The sequence below is a fragment of the Corynebacterium sp. P3-F1 genome, from assembly GCF_030503635.1.
Taxonomy (GTDB): Bacteria; Actinomycetota; Actinomycetes; order Mycobacteriales; family Mycobacteriaceae; genus Corynebacterium.
On record NZ_CP129965.1, the window covers coordinates 1,749,383 to 1,768,788 of the forward strand.

Below are 19,406 nucleotides of genomic sequence, written 5' to 3' on the forward strand. Positions count from 1 at the left end.
GCATGACCCACACACATGAACCCGGGGTAACTCTTCCGCCGCACCCCCAGGCCTATCTTGTTGGGCGCGAGCGCGCGGTGGAGGAACGCGCGTGGCCGGTGGCCTTGCCCACCAGCGGCACGTTCAAAGTCACCGGTGCAGCTGGTTCTGGCGTGACGAGTTTCCTCATCGATACCGCGGTGGAGAAGATCCGCTCCGGGGCCGATCCCGCTGGCGTGGTGTTCGTCACCGCCTCCAAGGAATCGGGTGCGCGGGTGCGCGCCGAACTGTCCGACCGCCTCGCAGTGACTGGCTATGTGGCTGACGAGCCGATTGTTCGTTCCATTCACTCCCTGGCCTTCGCGCTCGGCCGCCTGGGCGATCCGGCGGCCGAGCATGCGGCGGGCGAGGAACCGATCCGCTTGATCTCGGGCGCGGAGCAGGACTTTGCCATCCGCGAACTGCTCCAGGGACATGCCGCCGACGGTGGGGGGACGTGGCCGGACGAGCTGCGTCCTGCCCTGCCCATGGTGGGGTTCGCTCGTCAGCTCCGCGATTTCCTGCTGCGCGCCGTCGAGCGCACGCTCACCCCGCAGGATCTGCGCGAGCTGGGGCAGCGTCACGGCATTCCAGTGTGGGCTGCCGCGGGTGATTTCCTCGCGGAATACCAGGATGTCATGGCTCTTTACGGGGCCCGGAGCTACTCCGCGTCCGAGTTGGTTGCTCAGGCCGTTCGCGCACCGCTGCCGCGGACGTGGCACACCGTCATCGTCGACGATGCCCAGCACCTCGACCCCGCCTCCGGGCAGTTGGTCGAGCAACTGGCCGCTGTGGCAGAGCTCACCGTCATCGGCGGTGACGAGGAACAGTCGGTCTTCCGCTTCCGCGGTGCCTCCCCACTCTTCTTCCGCGAGCTCGACCAAGGAGATGATGCAACCGAGCTCATCGACTTGGGGGCGTCGAGGCGCAGGCCGGCTGCGGAAGCGGTCATCGCTCCGAGCGCTGCGGTGAACCACGCCGTGGTGGTGGATAGCCTCCGCCGCTGGCACCTTGAAGATGGCATCGCGTGGCGCGACATGGGTGTGGTGGTGCGTTCTGTCGGCATGATCGAGTCCTTGCGCCGCGCATTGCTGCAGGCGGGTGTGCCGGTGGCTGTGAACCCGACGGACGTGGTGCTCGCCGAACAGCGCATCGTTGCCGCGATGCTGCTGGGTCTGACCGCTCTGACGGAACCGCTGAGCATGGCGCAGTGGCGCGAGTTGTTGCTTGGGCCCGTCGGAGGCACCGATCCCGTCACGTTGCGCCGCCTGCTGCGGGGTTTGCGCCGGTGGCGGCCGGACACGCGGGCGGAAGTCACGCTGTCCGAGCTGCTGGCCCAAGAGGGAGAATTACCGGATTTCAGTTCGACGCTCACGCAGCGTGAACTGGACATTCTCGAGAGGATCCGCGATGTGCTCGATGCCGGCCGTGAGGCTCTGGCAGGCGGGGGCAGCGTGGAGGACGTGCTGTGGGCGGTTTGGTCGACGACGAAGTTGGCGGACAGCCTCATGGCCGTCGCGCTGCGCGGCGGGGCAGCTGGATCCCAGGCAGACCGCGACCTCGACGCCATGATGGCGCTGTTCGACGCCGCCGGCGACTTCACGGAGCGGCGGCCGAGCGCCACGGTGGAATCCTTCATCGCGCACATCGAGGAGCAAGAGCTTCCCACCGGTGTGCGCGACCGGCGCACGGCCGTCCCCGACGCAGTGCCGCTGCTCACCGCTCACGGCGCTGCCGGGCAGGAATTCGCGCGCGTGATCGTGTCCGGCGTGCAGGAACTCTCCTGGCCTACGTTGAGTGAGACAGGCACGCTGCTGCGTCAAGAAGATCTGGTGGACCTCATCGATGAGGGAATTGATCCCGCCACTCCTGTTTCCCATATCGCGGACCGCCTGAAAGAAGAGCGCCACCTGTTCCACCTCGCCGTGAGTCGCGCCACGCACCGCGTCGTAGTCACCGCGGTGCATTCAGAGGAGGGCGATGAGGCGGTCGAGCCTTCACGCTTCGTCGCCGAATTCGCTGCCAATCACGGGATTGTCCCGCAGGAGATCGCGGCAGCCCCTGTGACGGCACAGGAACGCATCGAGGTGGACCCCCAGGCAGCTCCGGCACTGTTCGACTCGGTCGAGGACGACGATGAGCTCCGCTCCGATGCGGGCACTGTCCGCGTGCTGGCAGTTGAAGACATTGTCGCTGAGCTGCGCCGGGCGCTGACCGACGGAAACTCAAGCGAACAAACGCGGTCGCAAGCAGCTCGCCAGTTGGCGCGGCTGGCGGAGGCCGGTATCACCGCGGCGGACCCGGGGCAGTGGTGGGGGACCACGGTGACGTCGACAAGCGAGCCTTTGCCGCGCCCCTCCCGTTTGTCGCCCTCGCGCATCGAGGGGCTGCTGGAATGCCCGATGCGCGGTGTGCTCGAGCGGGATATCGCGCCGGCCGCGAATGACGCGATGACCCGGGGCACGCTCATCCACTATTTCTTCGAGGCGCTCGGAAACGGCGTCGACCCGGATCTCGCCCGTGCAGACACGATCGCCGCATATCGTGTGCTCTTCAGCGTTCCGCCGTGGAAGGAAGAGAATGATCTCGCGGAATTCACGGCGGTGCTCGGCCGCTGCGAGGAGTGGATCGACTCGTCGCGCGGAACTTTCAGCCAGCTCGGCGTGGAAGTTCCGGTCCATGTGGAGGTTATGCCCGGGCTGTCCATCGGCGGTCGCATCGACCGTTTGGAGCGCGAAGGCGACGCCGACGGTGACGGTTTCGTGCAGATCGTGGACCTGAAGACGGGGAAGACGGTGCCGTCCCAAAAGGACGTCGAAGCACACCCGCAGCTGCTCAGCTACCAGCTCGCCCTGAGTCGAGGAGTGTGGCGCGACGGCGGTGTTCACACGGCCGAAGAAGGAGAGACGCCGCTGGACGTCGGTGGCGGAATGCTGCTCTTCCCGGCCAAAAACGCGAAGCAACCGACAGTGCGATCGCAGGCGCCGAAGGATGCCGAGCAGCTGGCGGAATTCGCGGAGCAAATCAGCCCGCTCATCGACGAAATGACGGGCCCCACCCTGCGGGCCGTGACAGGCGACCACTGCGCATTCTGCCAAGTCAGATCTATCTGCCCCGCCCAACCGGAAGGAGAGGTGATCACTCATGGCTAACGCACCTGTCCCACCCACCACGCTATGGCGGTACATGGGCGAGAAATTCATGCCCACCGAGCAACAAGCAGCCGTCATCGGCGCCGAACCTGGCCCACTTCTTGTCGTCGCAGGTGCCGGTGCAGGTAAGACGGAGACTATGGCCTCCCGCGTGGTGTGGTTGGTGGCCAACGGCTTCGTCCGCCCCGAAGAAGTGCTGGGCCTGACTTTCACCCGAAAGGCGGCGCAGGAACTGGGCAAGCGCATCCGCATGCGGTTGGAGAAGCTGGCCGCCGACGAACAGTTGGTGCGTCGCCTCGACCCGACGGGTGCGCTGGCAAAGAATCTGACTGCGATCGCTCCCACCGTGTCCACCTACGACGCGTACGCCGGCAACCTGATTCGCGAATACGGCCTGCTCGTGCCCGTCGAACCGGATGCGCGCCTGATCACCGACGCGGAATTGCACGCCATCGCCTGGGGCGTGGTGAGCAACCACGGCGGCGCGCTGCTTGACGGTGTGGGGGAGAACCCGGCGATGGAGACGGTCGTGGACACTCTCCTGGGACTGGTCACCAATGTGGGCAACGAGATGTTCCCGTATCCCCGCCTCGGGGAGGAAGCGGACGCGTTCGTGGCCAATGTCGCGGGTCTTCCGCGCGGCAAGCGTCAGGGGGAGGCATACAACCAAACCGTGCAGAAGTGGGTGAACCGCCAGCAACTGCGCCGCGCGTACGCGGACTTGGCACTCGAGCTCGGCCGTGAGCTCCGCGAGCGTGGCGTGGTCACCTTCAACGAGCAGATGTCCGTTGCCGCGCAGATGGCGGCGGAGCACCCCGCAGTCGGCGCGTCCCAGCGCGACCGTTTCCGCGTGGTCATGCTCGACGAGTACCAGGACACCTCGCGCGCCCAACGCGTCCTGCTCCGCAGCTTGTTCGGGGAGAACCGCGACGATCCCGGCCGTCACCTCCACCCGCTCACCGTCACTGCGGTGGGCGACCCGATGCAGGCGATTTACGGGTGGCGTGGCGCGACCGCGGCCAATCTTGCCGCTTTCGTCGAGGACTTCCCGCTGCCGGATGGTTCGCCCGCCCCGAAAGCGCAGTTGACCACCTCCTGGCGGAATCCGCCGGAGGTGCTCGCCGCGGCCAACTCTGTTTCCGCCGCTGTTCTGGGCACTCCCGAGGGAGGCCAGCGGGCGGTTGAGCCGCTGACCTCCAAACCGGACGCTCACCCCGGCACCGTGGAACTTGGTTTTTACGCCACGGAGGACGAAGAGATCGCGGCGGTCGCCGATGCATTGGCAGTGGATTTCAGGCAGAGGCGTGATGCCGGGCAGCCTGTGTCATCGGCCGTGCTCGTGCGCAAGAACAAGCACTCCGCCGCCGTCGCGGAGGCGTTGGAGGAGCGCGGAGTGCCCTACGAGATCGTCGGCATCGCAGGTTTGCTCACCGTCCCCGAAGTAGCCGACACCGTTGCCGTTGCGCGGATGCTCGTCCACCCGCAGGATTCTGCCGCGGCGCTGCGGATTCTCGCCGGCCCGGCCTGCGGCCTGGGGCTAAAAGACATCTCTGCCTTGGCGAGCCGCGCCGTGAACCTCGCCGGTGAGCGCCGGACCGCCGCCGTCGACGACTTGCGCGCCGATGCAGATCCGCGTGAGCGGCTGCAGGTTCAGCTCGCAGAGCTCATCGAGAACGCGGAGAACGCCGTGGGGGTAAACGAGCGCAGCGTTGGTCTCGGAGATGCGGTCGCGGACTTGGGCGAGCCAGAGCGCTATTCGCCGGAGGGACTTGTGCGCCTCCAAGCTCTGGCAGCAAAATTGCGTGCCCTGCGCACGCGCAGCTTGGGCAAACGGTTGCCGGATCTGTTCGGCGACATTGTTTCCATCTTCGGCATTCGCACTGAGGTGCTGTCTCGGCCCTCGCAGACCGGCACGGTTCACCTGGATAAATTCGCCGAGACCGTCGCCTCCTATCCGGGCGCCGACATCGAGGGATTCCTGGCGTACCTCGATCTAGCCGCTGAGCATGAGGACGGTCTCGAGCCCGGTTCCGTGGCCACCAGCGACGACCGTGTCCAGATCCTCACCGCGCACAAGGCCAAAGGTCTGGAGTGGGACACCGTCGCTGTCATCCACGCCGACACCCAGACGTACAAAGTGACCACCGAGACATTCCTGACCTACGTCAAATACGTGCCCGACGATGCTTACGATGTCTTCGACAGCGCCGCGGACCGCAGCGAGTTCCAGAAAATGTCGGAGGAATACATCGCCGGAAAGAAGGGCGAGCTTGAAGAGGAGACGGTGCGGCTGTTCTACGTCGCTGTGACTCGTGCCGCCGAGCGCCTGCTGGTCACCGGCTCTGCGATCGTGCCCGACCGCGAGAAACACGCTGAGCCGTACCCGCATTTCCTGGCGCTGCGGGATGTGCTCATGCAGCCCGAGTCCGTGCCGGCCGCCACCGTTGTGCACTGGTGGGAGGGCGGCGACGCAGGAGACGAGCCTCCTAACGCCGGCCGTGAGGGAACGTGGCCGCATTTCTCCGCCGACCCGGCAAGCCTGGCCGCGGCGGAGCAGGTCAACGCCGCACGCGACCGTCTTCCGGACCTCGCCGCGGGCGAGCTGTACTCCTTGTGGGAACGCGACACCCAGGCGCTCATCGAAGAGCACGAGGCGGCGCAGCGTCCCGCTGTCCCCGTGGTCATGCCGGCCACGCTCACGGCCTCCGACATCGTCGCCCTGCGCGCTGATCCGGAGCAGTTCGCTCGTCGCGCGCGCCGCCCGGTTCCGTTCAAGCCGAATGCTTACGCCAAGCGCGGCACTGCATTCCACGAATGGATCGAGGGATTCTTTGGGGCGCGCCCATTGCTCGACGACGATGAACTACCCGGCAACCTCGAACCCGACGTCGACGCAGACACCTTGGTTCGTCTGAAGGAGAATTTCTCCGCAAGCCAGTGGGCGAGGCGTACCCCGGCGCACATCGAGCACCCCTTCGAGATCGACTTGGGCACCTCGACGGTGCGCGGCCGCATCGACGCAGTGTTCGAGGACGAGGACGGCTGGACCATCGTCGATTGGAAGACAGGTAACAAGCCTCAGGCAGCGGAAATGCGTGCTGCGAAGCTCCAGTTGGCGGTGTACCGGGAGGCGTGGCGCAGGATCGCCGCGGATGACCGCCCGATTCGCGCCGTGTTCTTCTACGTCCGTACCGGCGAGGACTTCTCCCCGAGTGACCTGCCTGAACGCGGGGAGCTGGAGGACCTGCTGCGAAGCGCGGCCCCGGTCGGTCTAGAGTCGTGATATGGCGCTTTCCTTCGGTCCGCGGATTTCGTTCCGCAGCAGGCTGCGCAGTGAAGAACTCACTGCGCTTCCCGACCATGCGCTGATCAACGTTATCCGCTTGCCGCAAGAGGCGCGGACCACCCCGTGGGCGTTGATCACCCGGCGGTTCCTCTACGCGATCCTGCTGGTGATCTTGGTCGCCCTCATCGTGTGGATGGACAGGAACGCGTACTCGGAGCCGCTGACGTTCATCGATGCGGTGTATTACTCGGCGGTGTCCCTGTCCACCACCGGTTACGGCGACATCACCCCAGTGTCGCAGACAGCCCGGTTGGTCAACATCTTCATTGTCACTCCGTTGCGTGTAGCCTTCCTGATGCTGCTCGTCGGCACGACGCTGTCGGTGCTCACGGAGGATTCCCGCAAAACGCTGCAACTTCAACGGTGGAGGAAGAACGTGCGCAACCACACCATCATCATCGGTTACGGCACCAAGGGCAGGTCCGCTGTGGAGGCATTGCTTGCCGACGGCATGGCGCCCTCCAACATCGTCGTCATCGACTCCAACAACGAGTCCCTTGTGCATGCCGAAAACCGCGGTTTGGTGTGCGTCCACGGCAACGCCACCAAGTCCGACGTGCTGAAAATCGCCGGTGTGAGCCGTGCCCGTTCCGTGGTGGTCGCACCGTCCTCCGACGACACCGCCGTGCTGGTCACGCTGTCCGTGCGCGAGATCAACCCGGGCGTGAATATCGTGGCGTCCGTACGGGAGGCTGAGAACCAGCACTTGCTGGAGCAGTCCGGCGCCGATTCCGTAGTCATCTCTTCGGAGACCGCGGGCCGCCTCCTCGGCATCGCCACCTCCACACCGACAGTGGTGGAGATGATGGAAGACCTGCTCAGCCCCAATGCCGGCTTCACCGTTTCCGAGCGCCCGATCCTGGACGACGAAGTGGGAGCGAACCCGCGCCACCTTGCCGACATTGTGCTCGGAGTGGTCCGCTCCGGCGAGCTGTACCGTCTCGACTCCCCTGAGGCGGAGACCGTCGAGCCCGGGGACAAGCTCCTGTACATCCGGTACGCCGAGGACACTCCGGACGACTTGTCCGAGGCGGCCCGCGACCAAGAGGATGATTAAGTGATCGATCTCGACCAGCTCGATGAGGATCAACGCGTCGCCGCCACGGCACCGCGCGGCCCGGTGTGCATTCTGGCAGGCGCGGGAACCGGCAAGACGCGCACCATCACGTACCGCATCGCGCATCTGATCGACCAGGGCTTCGTCGTTCCGCAGAAGGTGCTCGCCGTGACGTTCACGTCCCGCGCCGCGGGCGAGATGCGCGACCGCCTCCGCGCTATGGGCATTGGGGGAGTCCAGGCACGCACCTTCCACGCGGCGGCGTTGCGCCAGCTGCGCTATTTCTGGCCGCAGGTGGCGGGCGATCTGCCGTGGACGCTCATTGACAACAAGTTCCCGCTTGTCGCCCGCGCGACCCGCACCGTCGGGCTCGAGCCAGACAAGGAACTGGTGCGCGACCTGCTCGGGGAAATCGAGTGGGCCAAGGCCTCCCTGGTCACCCCGGAGGGCTATGCGGGAGCGATCGAGGGAACTCACCGCGAACCGCCCGCAGCGGCCGAGAAAGTTGCCGCTGTGTACAAGCGCTATGAGGAGTCCAAGACCAGCCCAGACGGTATGGCCCTGGATTTCGATGACTTGCTCCTCCATGTTGCCGGCGCACTGGAAAATGCCCCGGCTGTTGCCGAGGAATTCCGCAACCAGTACCAGACCTTCGTGGTGGATGAGTACCAGGACGTCACCCCGTTGCAGCAGAGGGTGCTGGAAGGGTGGCTGGGTCAGCGCGACGACCTCACGGTTGTCGGAGACGCGAACCAGACCATTTATTCCTTCACCGGCGCGACCCCGGACTACCTGTTGAATTTCTCCCGCACTTATCCGCACGGCACCGTGGTCAAATTGCAGCGGGACTACCGCTCCACGCCTGAAGTCACGGATCTGGCCAACACGGTCATTTCCAAGGCGACAGGGCGGGAGGCAGGCACGCGCCTCGAGCTCGAGGGAATGCGCGCACCTGGGCCGGAGCCGACGTTCGCGTCCTATCCGGACGAGCCGTCGGAGGCGCGGGACATCGCGGCCCAGATCAAGAAACTCATCGCTTCAGGCACTCCCGCCAGGGAAATCGCCGTGCTCTACCGCATCAACGCCCAGTCGGCAGTCTTCGAGCAAGCGCTTTCCGATGCCGGTATTGTCTACCAGGTCCGCGGCGGAGAAGGCTTTTTCACCCGCCCCGAGATCCGCGAGGCGATCAACGTCTTGGTCTCGGCGACCCGCCGCACCGATCTGCCCGACGACCCAGTGGCAGTGGCCAAGGCCGCCTTCGCCCCGCTGGGTCTGTCCGCGTCGGAGCCGGAGGGCGCCCGCCAACGCGAACGGTGGCAGACCCTCAACGCCCTAGTGGAGCTCATCACCGACATTGTCCGCACCGGTGAGGCGGATTCGCTGCCGGGAGTACTGGCCTCGCTGCGCCAGCGTGCGGAAGCGAAGCAACCCCCGGCTGTGGACGGGGTGACCCTCGCCAGCCTCCATGCCGCGAAGGGCTTGGAGTGGGACGCTGTCTTCCTCGCCGGCTTGGTGGAGAAGACGCTGCCGATTTCCCACGCCATCAAGGCTGGTGAGGCCCAGATAGAGGAGGAACGCCGGCTGTTCTACGTGGGCATCACCCGCGCCCGCGAGCACTTGCATCTATCGTGGTCGCTTGCCCGCCAGGAAGGCGGCCGGGCGTCCCGCGAACGCTCCCGCTTCCTCGACGGGATCGCCCCGCAGCTCGATGTCGAAGCGGCCCCTGAGCGCCTCAAACGGGCGAAGCGCTGCCGGGTGTGCGGAAACCAACTTGGCACTCCGGCGGAGAAGAGTATCGGCCGGCACGAGGATTGCGAGCCGACTTACAACGAGGCTGCCTTCTTGGCGTTGAAGCAGTGGCGTCTCAATGTTGCACGCGAGGCCGGCCAGCCCCCGTTCATGGTGTTCACGGACGCGACTCTGCTCTCCGTGGTCGAGGCCATGCCCGCCTCTGAGAACGAGCTGCTCGACATTTCCGGCATCGGGCCGTCGAAGCTGGAGCAATACGGTGATGACGTGCTGGATGTCCTTGAGGACTTCCGTTAGTTAGCTCTGCACCGCACATACCGGACACATCGGGTGCTCACTGACATCCAGGTCCGTGACCAGATGCGGCCCTAACGGGTCAATCACCGCTGCCCAGCCCGGCCCCGGTGCGTCGGCCACCACGCCCGGGGGATCCGGCATCCCCGCCAGGCGTCTGACCGCTAACGCTGCCGATGCGGCACCAGCAGCAGCGACGATGGGATCCATGCTCCGCGGGCGCTGCGAGACATCCTGCAATGCCTGGGACACATGCTCATCCCGGTCGTGCAGCCGCATGAAAGCGCACATCGGGCACGCCCGCTCCCCGTGTCCTCCCACGGGCCCGACGAGCACCCGCGAATCGAAGGACATGACCGGCACGACCCACGTGGGATGCCGCTTCAATTCGAGTCCGAGCCTCCAGTATTCGTGCGCGCGGTCCACTACCACCAGGGGTGACGACGCCTGCCGTTCGAGGAACGCGAAAGTGTCTTCGTTGATGAGCGGGATCCGCACCGTGGCGCCCGATGTGCTGAGTAGACGCCTGACCTCGCGGGCCAGTGGGGTCGTGCCCAGCACAGCCACTGGAGTCGGTTCTGGGGGGATGAGGACGCGGTAGGAACATAAGTCGTCGATAAGCGAACGTGCCGCTGTCGAATCGACACCGCAGCTGGCAACGAGCGTTTCGCTCAGCTCGCCGATCTCCAGAGGCCAGCCCGCGTCGCCGAGCACTTCCTTCAACGCGTGCGCCGATGGTGTTTCCACGACTCCGCTGCGTGTTGGGTCCACCCCGAACTGCACTGCGTTTTCCCCGCGCGCGATGATGTGCACCCCGTGACCGAGCGTGACTAGTGTTGAATCGTTCAATCTCACTTCCCCTACCCCCTAACCGCCACTATCTCAGCAGCAGGGAGTCCCCGCAGCCATGAAACGTCCACTCCAGTCGACAGCGGATGGCGCCGGTGACGCGTGGCCGCCGGAGGGCGTGGACGTGATTCGCTCCGCGCGGCGCACCCGTACTGTGCAGGCGCGGCATGTGGGGGAGAGGATTGAGGTGCGCATTCCCGCGCGTTTTTCAGAAAAGGAGGAACGCGAGGCGGTCGCTGAGATTCTGGCGAAGCTGAAGCGCCGTTCGACATCGAATGCGGTGTCCGACTCAGAGCTCCTATCGCGGGCGAAGCAGCTGAATAAGCAGGTCCTGGGCGGAAAAGCCCGCATCGGATCCGTGCGGTGGGCGAGCAACCACAACACTCAGTGGGGGTCGTGCACGATCTCCACCGGTGATATCCGTATCAGCGACAGGTTGCGGGACGTGCCTGATTGGGTGGTGGACGCGGTGGTCGTCCACGAGTTGGTGCATACCTTCATTCCAGGGCACGGCCCGGAATTTTGGGAATGGGCCGATAAAGTTCCCCGCGCCGAGCGGGCAAAAGGCTACCTCGAGGCCTACCAGCGTTTCGGGCCGGCCTAGTCCTCGTCGCTTTGGTCCGTCGGGCGGTCGTCCTCGCTCGGTCCCGGCTCGTTGGAGAGCATCTCCTCCAGTTTGGCGATCTCTTCATCGAACTGGGCATCCGCCGCGTCGTCCAGCAGCGTGTCGATGAACGCCGCCGGGTTGTCTAGGTGCTCCGCAGTGGGGAGGAAGTCGGGGTGGTCCCACACCTTGTCGCGGCGGTCCACACCCACTGCTTCGGTGGCGCGGCGCCACAGCTGTGCTGCCTCGTTCGTCTTCGGGGTGCCCAGCTCGATGCCGACGATGTTGTTGAACGCGTGCTCGGCAGATCCACCCGTTGCGCGGCGGCGCGCCCACGATTCCGTCAGAGCGGCTGTGGACGGGATGCGTTGGCCGAGGGCATCTTCCACAACGACTTCCACCCATCCTTCGACGAGGGCGAGCAGTGTCTCCAGGCGTGATGCGGCTGCGGCGTTGCGGGACGTCACGCGCGGTGCTATGTCCACGTCCTGCATGCCCTGGATCGCCTCCTGAAGCTTCGCCGGATCCCCGGACTCCAAATCCAGATTCCGGATCTGCTCCTCGATGTGGGAGGTGTCCAGCTCCAAGCCCACCGAGTACTCCTCGACCGAAGAGACGATGCGCTCCACCAGCCACGGAACATGGGTGAACAGTCGCTGGCGTGCGGCCTCGCGCGCGGAGATGTACACGAGCACTTCCTGTCCCGGAACAGAGAGCTGATCGGAGATCGGCTCGATATTCTTCGGCACAACGCCGATGATCCCGCTCGGTGCCACCGGCAAGCCGAAGTCGTTGCCGGTTAGAGCCTGGTTGGCCAGGTTGCCGAGCGCCTGGCCGAGGCGGGCACCGAAGTTCATGGAATTGAAGTGGCCGAGCATCTGCGAGATCGGGCCGAAGATTTCGCGGGCCTGCTCCGGCATTGCCTCGAGCTGGGCGCGGTCCATGTGCTCCGCCACGGGGCTGACCAGGCGCTTCCAGGTAGGTAGGGTGTTAGTCAGCCAGTCGTCGGCGCTCCACGCCTCCGGGCGCGCGCCGGAATCAGGCAGCGCGGATGCGTCGTCGAGCCACAGGTTGGCTAGGCGGGTCGACTCGGTCACCGCGGTGCGGTCGTTCGCCGTCGCCCCTTTCGGATCCTTGATCTCGCGGCGGGCTGTGCGCAACGCCACGTCGTAATTCACCGGATCACGCTTGGGGTTGTCGCTCGGCTGGCTCTGTTGGCCCGGTGCGCCCATGCCGGAGAGCATCTCGCCGAATTGGCCGAGGATGTCACCCAAGTTGCCGCCGAAGTTCGCGCCGCCGCCATTGCCGAAGGTGAAGCTGAACTGGCCGAACGGGTTCGACTGATCGTCGCGGCCCCCGCGATCCTCACGATCACGGTCGTCGCGGTTGCGATCCTGGTCGTCGCCGTCGTCGTTGGGGAAAGAGAACCCGAATCCGTTAACCATGTCGGCCAGCCTACCGGCGGGCATCGGGGCGGGTCCACGATTCACGTGTCAAGGAGCAACGCTGTCAGCGAACACACGCCATGTAGGCTGTACACCCGTGGAAAAGCCCGCAGCAGACAACATCGAGCCCCAAGGCGCACGCAGCAGCGCAGTCATCTGGGGCGGGATCCCGCTCCTCATCATGGCGGTCCTGTTGGTCCTGGGCGGAATTCCGGGCACGCCGATCAAACTGACGGTGCCGTTCGCGGCGGAAAGCGCCGGCCCCACCTTCAATACCCTCGCCGATGTCGATGGAACTCCTGTCATTCAGATCGAGGGGGGCGAGATCGACGAGACCTCGGGCTCTCTGGACATGACCACCGTGTCCGTGCGCACGAACATGACAATGGGGCAGGCACTCGGCCGTTGGTTGTTCTCCCATGACACGCTCGTCCCCATCGGGCAGGTCCTTCCGCAGAACATGACGGATGAGGAGCTCAAACAACACAATGAGGCTTCTTTTGTTGCTTCGGAGGCGGCGGCAACCGTTGCCGCGATGAAGCACCTGGGCGAACCGACCAAAGTGATCGTCCACGATGTTCTCGACGGCACCGCGGCCGCGGGAGAGTTGGGGGCAAACGACACGATCACCGCAGTCGACGGCAAAGAGGTCGCTGAGCCGCAGCAGGTGCAGGACACCGTCCGCACGAAGAAACCGGGCGACGAGGTCACCATCACCTACACGCGCGGGGAGGAGGGGAGCCGCGAGGTGACGGTTGCCCTGGGCAAGAACCCAGAGGACGAGGACCTGCCGCTGCTCGGCATCACCATGACTTCAGAGCCCGCCGGGGACATCAACGTCACCTACAACTTGAACGATGTTGGCGGTCCCAGCGCCGGCATGATTTTCTCGCTCGCAGTCATCGATAAACTCTCGCCCGGCGAGCTCAACGGGGGTCGCAATGTCGCGGGCACCGGCACCATCGACGAGGACGGCTCCGTGGGCCCCATCGGGGGCATCACCCACAAGATCGAAGGCGCGCGCGACGGCGGCGCCGAGCTCTTCCTCGCGCCCGAGAAGAATTGCGCCGAAGCACGCAAGGCAGACAGCGGTGACATGGTTGTTGCGAAAGTGGGCACGCTTGACGACGCCATCTCTGCCATGCACGCCTTCTCCTCCGGCCAGCCGGTGGAGACGTGTCAGGCTAGTTAGTGGTGCTCGTCGCGGCAGTTTCGGCGGTGCTCGTGGCTGTCCTGGTCTCAGTGCCTTTCTCGGCGAGACCGAGCTGGTAAATCCGGTCGCGCGGGTCCTCCACCTCGGATGACATCATCTGCTGGAGGACCTTGCCCTCGGCCACATCGACGACCGTGATCACGGCGGTGCGACCGATCATGCTCCAGCCGACCAGCTTGTCATCGGCTTCCTCCACAATGGTGGAGCTCTTCAAACCCTCCAGGACATTCGCGGTGTCCTTCGCCATGGAATCGGACTCGAAGAATTGGAATTGGCCGATCTCTTTGCCGGAGCATTCGTATGAGCTGCGGAGGCTGGTCTCGGTGCAGGTATCCAAGGCGTCGAAAAGCGATGCGGGCGCAAGCGACGCGAACTCCTCGCGGACCTCCTCGAGCTTGTCCCCGCTGCCGCCGAGCCAGCGGCTGCTACTTGTCGTTTCTGTGGCCGTCGTCGGTTCGGTGCTTGTCGTGGAGGCCTCCGTTGATTCTGTGGTCTCCATCGCTTGAGTGGTCGGCTCGGCTGGCTCCTCGTTCTTGGATGAGCACGCAGGTAGACCGAGAGCGAGCACGAGCACGGCGGGCACGCAGGCGCGGCGGGTGAAAGTAGCAGAAAGCACGGTGGGAACGACTCCTTATGATCGACGCGTCTTAGTCTAAGTCCTCGTCGAAGACTTCGTCATCCAGGTCATCCTGGTTGTCCAGGCTGTAGCGCAGCGCACCGAGAACAGCCGGTGCCACCCCCGGGCCGCCGCGAAGCTGAATGTCGTCTTGCGCGAACGGGCCTGCTTCTTCGAGCTCCTCGTCCGTCGGGCGCAGCTGCAGCAGTGTCTGCTCGACTCCCTTATCGCGTAGTACCCCCGAAAACAACCGAGCCGGGCGCGCGGCGTCGGCCGAAGCCTCGGCGGTGTCCTTGAACATGATTTCTTGGGCCAGCACTAGCCCGGCGATCTCTTCCGGCCAGACGAGCCGCGTCAGGTAATCCCCCAACTCGTCCGAACCTGGCTGAATGTGCTCCGGCATGTCTTCCTGCACAATCAGTGTTATCGGTGAATCCGCTTCCTCCTCAAGCGATGCCAGTTGGTCCGCCACCAATTCGGTGGGTACCAGTGCAAACAGGGTGGGGGAGGCGTCCCAACCTTCGGCGTGCACGAACTCGACAGCTTCCACCATGGCCTTGTTCAGAGCCTGTTGGGGGCGTTGTAACTGCGGCAAGAGGGAACCCTTCTGGTCTTTTCGGCGTTAAGCAATTTAGTGTTGAGCTTAATAGTTCACTGCCTCAGCAGACGCCACAGACCTTTTAAGGAGAAGGATTTTGGCCACGCGCCTCAACCGCCCCCGCCCGAAGCCGGGGAAATCCTCAAATAAATTTGCGATCCTCATGGGCATTATCGCCCTGGTGCTCTTCCTCGTCCCGATGATCGTCGGCCTGTACACCGACTTCCGCTGGTTCGGAGAATTGGACTACCGCGGGGTCTTCACTAAGACCATCCTCGCCCGGATTGTGCTGTTCCTCATCTTCGGTGCTCTTGGTGCCGCGATCACATGGGCCGCCGCATTCTTCGCGTGGCGCGGCCGCGAACGCGATTCGGACTTCGCGATACTCAGCGACCCGAACTCGCCGATGACGATCAATCGCGCCGCCATCCAGTCCGGCATCCGGCCGCTCGTGCTGTGGGTGCCGGTGGCCGTCGGACTTGTCAGCGGTTTGCTGGGGCAGGGCTCATGGCGCACATTCCTGCTGTGGGTGAACGCGGAGTCCTTCGGTAGCACTGATGCCCAGTTCGGCCGCGACCTTGGCTTCTATGCCTTTGCTCTGCCGGCTCTGAGCACGATCGTCAGCGTCGTGTCCATGCTGCTGGTCATCGCCTTCCTTGTCGGCCTGGTTGGCCACTACCTACTTGGCGGCATCCGCATTGCCAGCCAGGCCGCCGGCACGAAGGGCCACATTTCGCGCCCTGCGCTGGTCCAGCTCGCGGTGACTGCTGGTCTGTGGATGCTGGTCAAGGCCCTCGATTACTGGTTGCAGCGCTACAGCCTGCTGTTCGACCGCAACGACATCTTCACTGGTGCTTCTTACACCGACATCAATGCGCAGCTGCCGGCGCGCATCATCCTCATGGTGATCGCAGTGCTCGTCGCCGCGGCGTTCTTCGCGTCGGTGCTGTACAAGGATCTACGTGTGCCCGTCATGGCCACTGTGCTGATGGTCCTGTCCGCATTGGTGATCGGCCAGGCATGGCCGGCTCTGCTGCAGCAGTTCTCCGTCAACCCGAACCGTCAGGCACGCGAGTCCGAATACATCGCCCGCAATATTGAGGCCACCCGCGAGGCCTACGGGCTTACCGACGACAAGGTCACCTACGAGAACAACTGGGGCGCGGAGCCGACCGCCGACGGTGAAGTGGCTGACGATTCAGCCACGATCTCCAATATCCGCCTGCTGGACCCGGAGATCCTCGGCCCCACCTTCACGCAAAACCAGCAGCTGAAGAACTTTTACGGCTTCCCCGACAGCTTGGCCATGGACCGCTACACCGTCGACGGCCAGCTGCGCGACTACGTCGTCGCCGCGCGTGAACTCGACCCGAACGCCCTGCAGGAGAACCAGAAGGACTGGTTGAACCGCCACACCGTGTACACCCACGGCAACGGCTTCGTCGCGGCGCAGGCAAGCATCGTCGACGAGGCCGCGCAGGACGCAGGTTCCACCCGCGGTGGCCTCCCGGTCTTCACCGTGTCCGACCTGCAGGCGAATGAGAATGCCGCGGAGAAGAAGGATGCCGAGAACCTGGGTATCCGCGTCGATCAGCCGCGCGTCTACTACGGTCCGGTCATCGCTTCGGCGGGCGACGGCCTGGACTACGCCGTTGTCGGCGACGTGGGCCAGGGGCCGCTCGAGTACGACACCGACGGCACCCAGTTCACCTACGACGGAGAGGGTGGCGTGGGCATCGGCAACTGGGTTGACCGCATTGCTTACGCGATCAAGTACCAGGAGCTCAACTTGATCCTGTCCGACCGCGTCGGCGGCGATTCCCGCATCCTGTACGATCGCGACCCGCGCCAGCGCGTGGAAAAGGTCGCCCCGTGGCTCACCACCGACCAGCAGACCTACCCGGCGGTTATTGACGGCCGCATCAAGTGGGTCGTCGACGGCTACACCACCCTGTCGGCGCTGCCGTACTCCACTCGCACCTCCCTTCAGTCCACCACCGTGGACGCACTTAACCCGGAGGGAACTGACCAGCGACTGGTGAACAACGAGGTCGGTTACATCCGCAACTCTGTCAAGGCCACCGTCGATGCGTACGACGGCAGTGTGGACCTCTACGCCTTCGACGAGGAGGACCCGGTGCTCAAGGCGTGGATGGGTGCTTTCCCGGGCACCGTCCACCCGTCGTCGGAGATCACCGACGACCTGCGCGAGCACCTGCGCTACCCGGAGGACCTGTTCAAGGTTCAGCGCGAGCTGCTGGCCCGCTACCACGTGTCCGATCCAGGCGTGTTCTTCAACAACGACGCGTTCTGGTCCGTGCCGAACGATCCGACCGCACCGGAGGGACGCAACGAGCTGAACCAGCCGCCGTACTACGTGGTCGCCGCCGACCCGAAGACGAATGACCCGTCCTTCCAGCTGATCACTCCGTACCGCGGCCTGAACCGTGAGTTCCTGGCCGCCCACATGGCGGTCTCCTCGGACCCGGACAATTTCGGCCACATCACGGTCCGAGTTCTGCCGACGAACACGCAAACCCGCGGCCCGAAGCAAGCCCAGGATGCCCTGATGTCGTCCGACCAGGTCGCCCGCGACCGCACACTGTGGCAGGGTTCCAACGACCTGAAGAACGGTAACCTGCTCACGCTGCCGGTTGCCGACGGCGAGATTCTCTACGTCGAGCCGATCTACTCCCAGCGCAAGGACCAGGCGTCCGCCTTCCCGAAGCTGCTGCGCGTGCTGGTCTTCTACAAGGACCGGGTCGGTTATGCCCCGACCGTCTCCCAGGCCCTGAACCAGGTGGGCATCGACTCCAAGGAAGCCCAGGACATCAGCATCGCCGGTGAGGGTGAGGCGAAGCCCGAGGGCGACGCCAAGGACGGGGAGCAGACCGCCGAGGACACCGCCTCCAACGGTGCCCCCTCGGACAACAAGGACGGCGCACTCAACGAGATCAACGAGGCCCTCCGCGGACTCGAAGGCGCCCGCGACGGCTCCTTCGAGGAGTACGGTCGCGCCCTGGACAAGCTCGACCGTGCCGTGGAGAACTACCAGAAGCTCCAGTAGAGCCTCCGGTGAACACCGGGTGAACAATCCCCTGGCCCGCAACGTCGGGACCAGGGGATTTGGCCTTCCATGGCCATGTGCGTATAGTTAACGCCGTTGCCGATCACGGCAGCAGGCGAGAAGTCGCCCGACGCGGGGTGGAGCAGCTCGGTAGCTCGCTGGGCTCATAACCCAGAGGTCGTCAGTTCGAATCTGGCCCCCGCTACCAACTTTGATCCCCTACCAGGAGAAATTCCCGGTAGGGGATTTTGCTTTGGCGTTAGAGCTCCGGCGACACCAGGATCTTCACCGCGGTCTCGTTGCGGTTGATCAGGGTGTCGAAGCCCTCGTCGACGACGCCATCGAAGCCGATCTTGCCGGTGATGAACGGCTTGAGGTTGACCTTGCCCTCTTCGACCAGCTTGATGGTCTCCGGGTGGTCGTGCGCGTAGCCGATGATTCCGCGCAGGGTCAGCTCCTTCATTACCACTGCATGAATGTCGAGCTCGGCCTTCTTTGACCAGATGGATTCGACGACCAGCGTGCCCTGCAGTTTGAGGCAATCGACGAGCTGGTCGAGCACCACATTGACCGAGGTGCACTCAAAGGCGACATCGGTGCCCTTGCCGTCGGTGATCTTCTGGATCTCGGCCTTGAGGTCCTGCGACGACGGGTCGATAGCGTAGTCAGCGACGCCGGCATCGAGCGCCTTCTGGCGGCGCAGCTCCGACAGCTCGGAGACGACCACCGTGCAGCCGTATGCCTTAGCGACGGCCGCCGTGAGCAGGCCGATCGGACCCGCGCCACCGATGAGCGCCACATCGCCTTCGCCAGCCCCGGAGGCGACGAAACCGTGGTGGGCGACAGACAGCGGCTCAATCAATGCCGCCTCGTCGAGGGGCACATCGTTGTTGATCGGATGGACCCAGCGGCGCTGGACCGCGATCTGCTCGGACAGGCCGCCGCCACCACCGGCCAGACCGATGAAGTTGACGTCCGGGTGCAGGTTGTACGGACCCGGCTTCTTCGGGTCGACATCGTCGGGGAGGACATACGGCTCCACAATCACGTGCTGGCCGACCTCAATGTCGTCCACGCCCTCGCCGAGTGCCGCGACCACACCGGAGAACTCGTGACCGAGCGTGACGGGCATTTCCTCGCCGGTCACCGGGTGCGGGGCACCTTTATCCGGGACGAAGATCGGGCCGTCGAGGTATTCGTGCAGGTCGGTGCCGCAGATGCCGCACCAAGCGATGTCGATCAGCACTTCGCCGGGGCCTGCGACAGGCGTGTCGATCTCCTCGACGCGGATGTCTTTTTGGCCGTGATAGCGAACTGCTCTCATAGGAAACCCCTTTCAAAAGGGACCAAATCCAAGCTTAACTGGGAATTTCCAAAGCAGACCGATCTGTGTAGTTA

Annotated in this window: 12 protein-coding genes and 1 tRNA gene; 8 read left to right on the top strand and 5 right to left on the bottom strand. The window is 64.7% G+C overall.

Annotated features, from left to right (window positions below; translation table 11 throughout):
• Positions 1-2 precede the first annotated feature (2 nt).
• Genes QYQ98_RS08325 through QYQ98_RS08340 form a run of 4 tightly spaced genes read left to right on the top strand, consistent with a single transcriptional unit; the run spans position 3 to position 9,619 of the window.
• Positions 3-3,170, top strand: a complete 3,168-nt coding sequence (locus tag QYQ98_RS08325; protein WP_302006398.1) for an ATP-dependent DNA helicase — start codon at positions 3-5, stop codon at positions 3,168-3,170.
• Positions 3,163-6,453 (top strand): ATP-dependent helicase, encoded by a 3,291-nt coding sequence (locus QYQ98_RS08330; protein ID WP_302006399.1) that lies wholly within the window; start codon positions 3,163-3,165, stop codon positions 6,451-6,453. Before QYQ98_RS08325 ends, QYQ98_RS08330 begins: the two co-directional genes overlap by 8 nt.
• A 1-nt stretch (position 6,454) precedes the next feature.
• Entirely contained in the window at positions 6,455-7,573 is a 1,119-nt protein-coding gene (locus tag QYQ98_RS08335; RefSeq protein WP_302006400.1) for a TrkA family potassium uptake protein, read from the top strand.
• Entirely contained in the window at positions 7,574-9,619 is a 2,046-nt protein-coding gene (locus QYQ98_RS08340; RefSeq protein WP_302006401.1) for an ATP-dependent DNA helicase UvrD2, read from the top strand.
• On the opposite strand, the gene QYQ98_RS08345 is transcribed toward QYQ98_RS08340, so the two are convergent.
• Positions 9,620-10,465, bottom strand: a complete 846-nt coding sequence (locus QYQ98_RS08345) for a hypothetical protein (RefSeq protein WP_302006402.1) — start codon at positions 10,463-10,465, stop codon at positions 9,620-9,622.
• Between the two features lie 58 nt (positions 10,466-10,523).
• Between QYQ98_RS08345 and QYQ98_RS08350 the strand changes: the two genes are divergently transcribed.
• Entirely contained in the window at positions 10,524-11,069 is a 546-nt protein-coding gene (locus QYQ98_RS08350; RefSeq protein WP_302006403.1) for a M48 family metallopeptidase, read from the top strand.
• On the opposite strand, the gene QYQ98_RS08355 is transcribed toward QYQ98_RS08350, so the two are convergent.
• Positions 11,066-12,514, bottom strand: coding sequence for a zinc-dependent metalloprotease (locus tag QYQ98_RS08355; protein ID WP_302006404.1), 1,449 nt, complete (start codon positions 12,512-12,514; stop codon positions 11,066-11,068). The genes QYQ98_RS08350 and QYQ98_RS08355 overlap by 4 nt on opposite strands.
• Positions 12,515-12,611: 97 nt before the next feature.
• Here QYQ98_RS08355 and QYQ98_RS08360 point away from each other — a divergent pair, with 97 nt between their 5' ends.
• Positions 12,612-13,706 carry a PDZ domain-containing protein gene (locus QYQ98_RS08360; protein ID WP_367881625.1) on the top strand — a complete coding sequence of 365 codons (1,095 nt, stop codon included), beginning with the start codon at positions 12,612-12,614 and terminating at the stop codon, positions 13,704-13,706.
• Here the strand turns inward: QYQ98_RS08360 and QYQ98_RS08365 are convergent.
• Together QYQ98_RS08365 and QYQ98_RS08370 are read right to left on the bottom strand one after the other, a co-directional pair.
• Positions 13,699-14,343, bottom strand: a complete 645-nt coding sequence (locus QYQ98_RS08365; RefSeq protein ID WP_302006405.1) for a hypothetical protein — start codon at positions 14,341-14,343, stop codon at positions 13,699-13,701. The genes QYQ98_RS08360 and QYQ98_RS08365 overlap by 8 nt on opposite strands.
• A 31-nt stretch (positions 14,344-14,374) precedes the next feature.
• Positions 14,375-14,938 carry a PPA1309 family protein gene (locus tag QYQ98_RS08370; RefSeq protein WP_302006407.1) on the bottom strand — a complete coding sequence of 188 codons (564 nt, stop codon included), beginning with the start codon at positions 14,936-14,938 and terminating at the stop codon, positions 14,375-14,377.
• A gap of 100 nt (positions 14,939-15,038) precedes the next feature.
• Here QYQ98_RS08370 and QYQ98_RS08375 point away from each other — a divergent pair, with 100 nt between their 5' ends.
• Both QYQ98_RS08375 and QYQ98_RS08380 read left to right on the top strand, forming a co-directional pair.
• Positions 15,039-18,008 carry a UPF0182 family protein gene (locus QYQ98_RS08375; protein ID WP_302006408.1) on the top strand — a complete coding sequence of 990 codons (2,970 nt, stop codon included), beginning with the start codon at positions 15,039-15,041 and terminating at the stop codon, positions 18,006-18,008.
• Between the two features lie 131 nt (positions 18,009-18,139).
• Positions 18,140-18,216 (top strand) — tRNA-Met (locus QYQ98_RS08380).
• Between the two features lie 51 nt (positions 18,217-18,267).
• Here QYQ98_RS08380 and QYQ98_RS08385 read toward each other — a convergent pair.
• The gene (locus QYQ98_RS08385) at positions 18,268-19,332 is read right to left on the bottom strand and encodes a 2,3-butanediol dehydrogenase (protein ID WP_302006409.1); all 1,065 of its coding nucleotides are present in this window, start codon (positions 19,330-19,332) and stop codon (positions 18,268-18,270) included.
• Positions 19,333-19,406 lie beyond the last annotated feature (74 nt).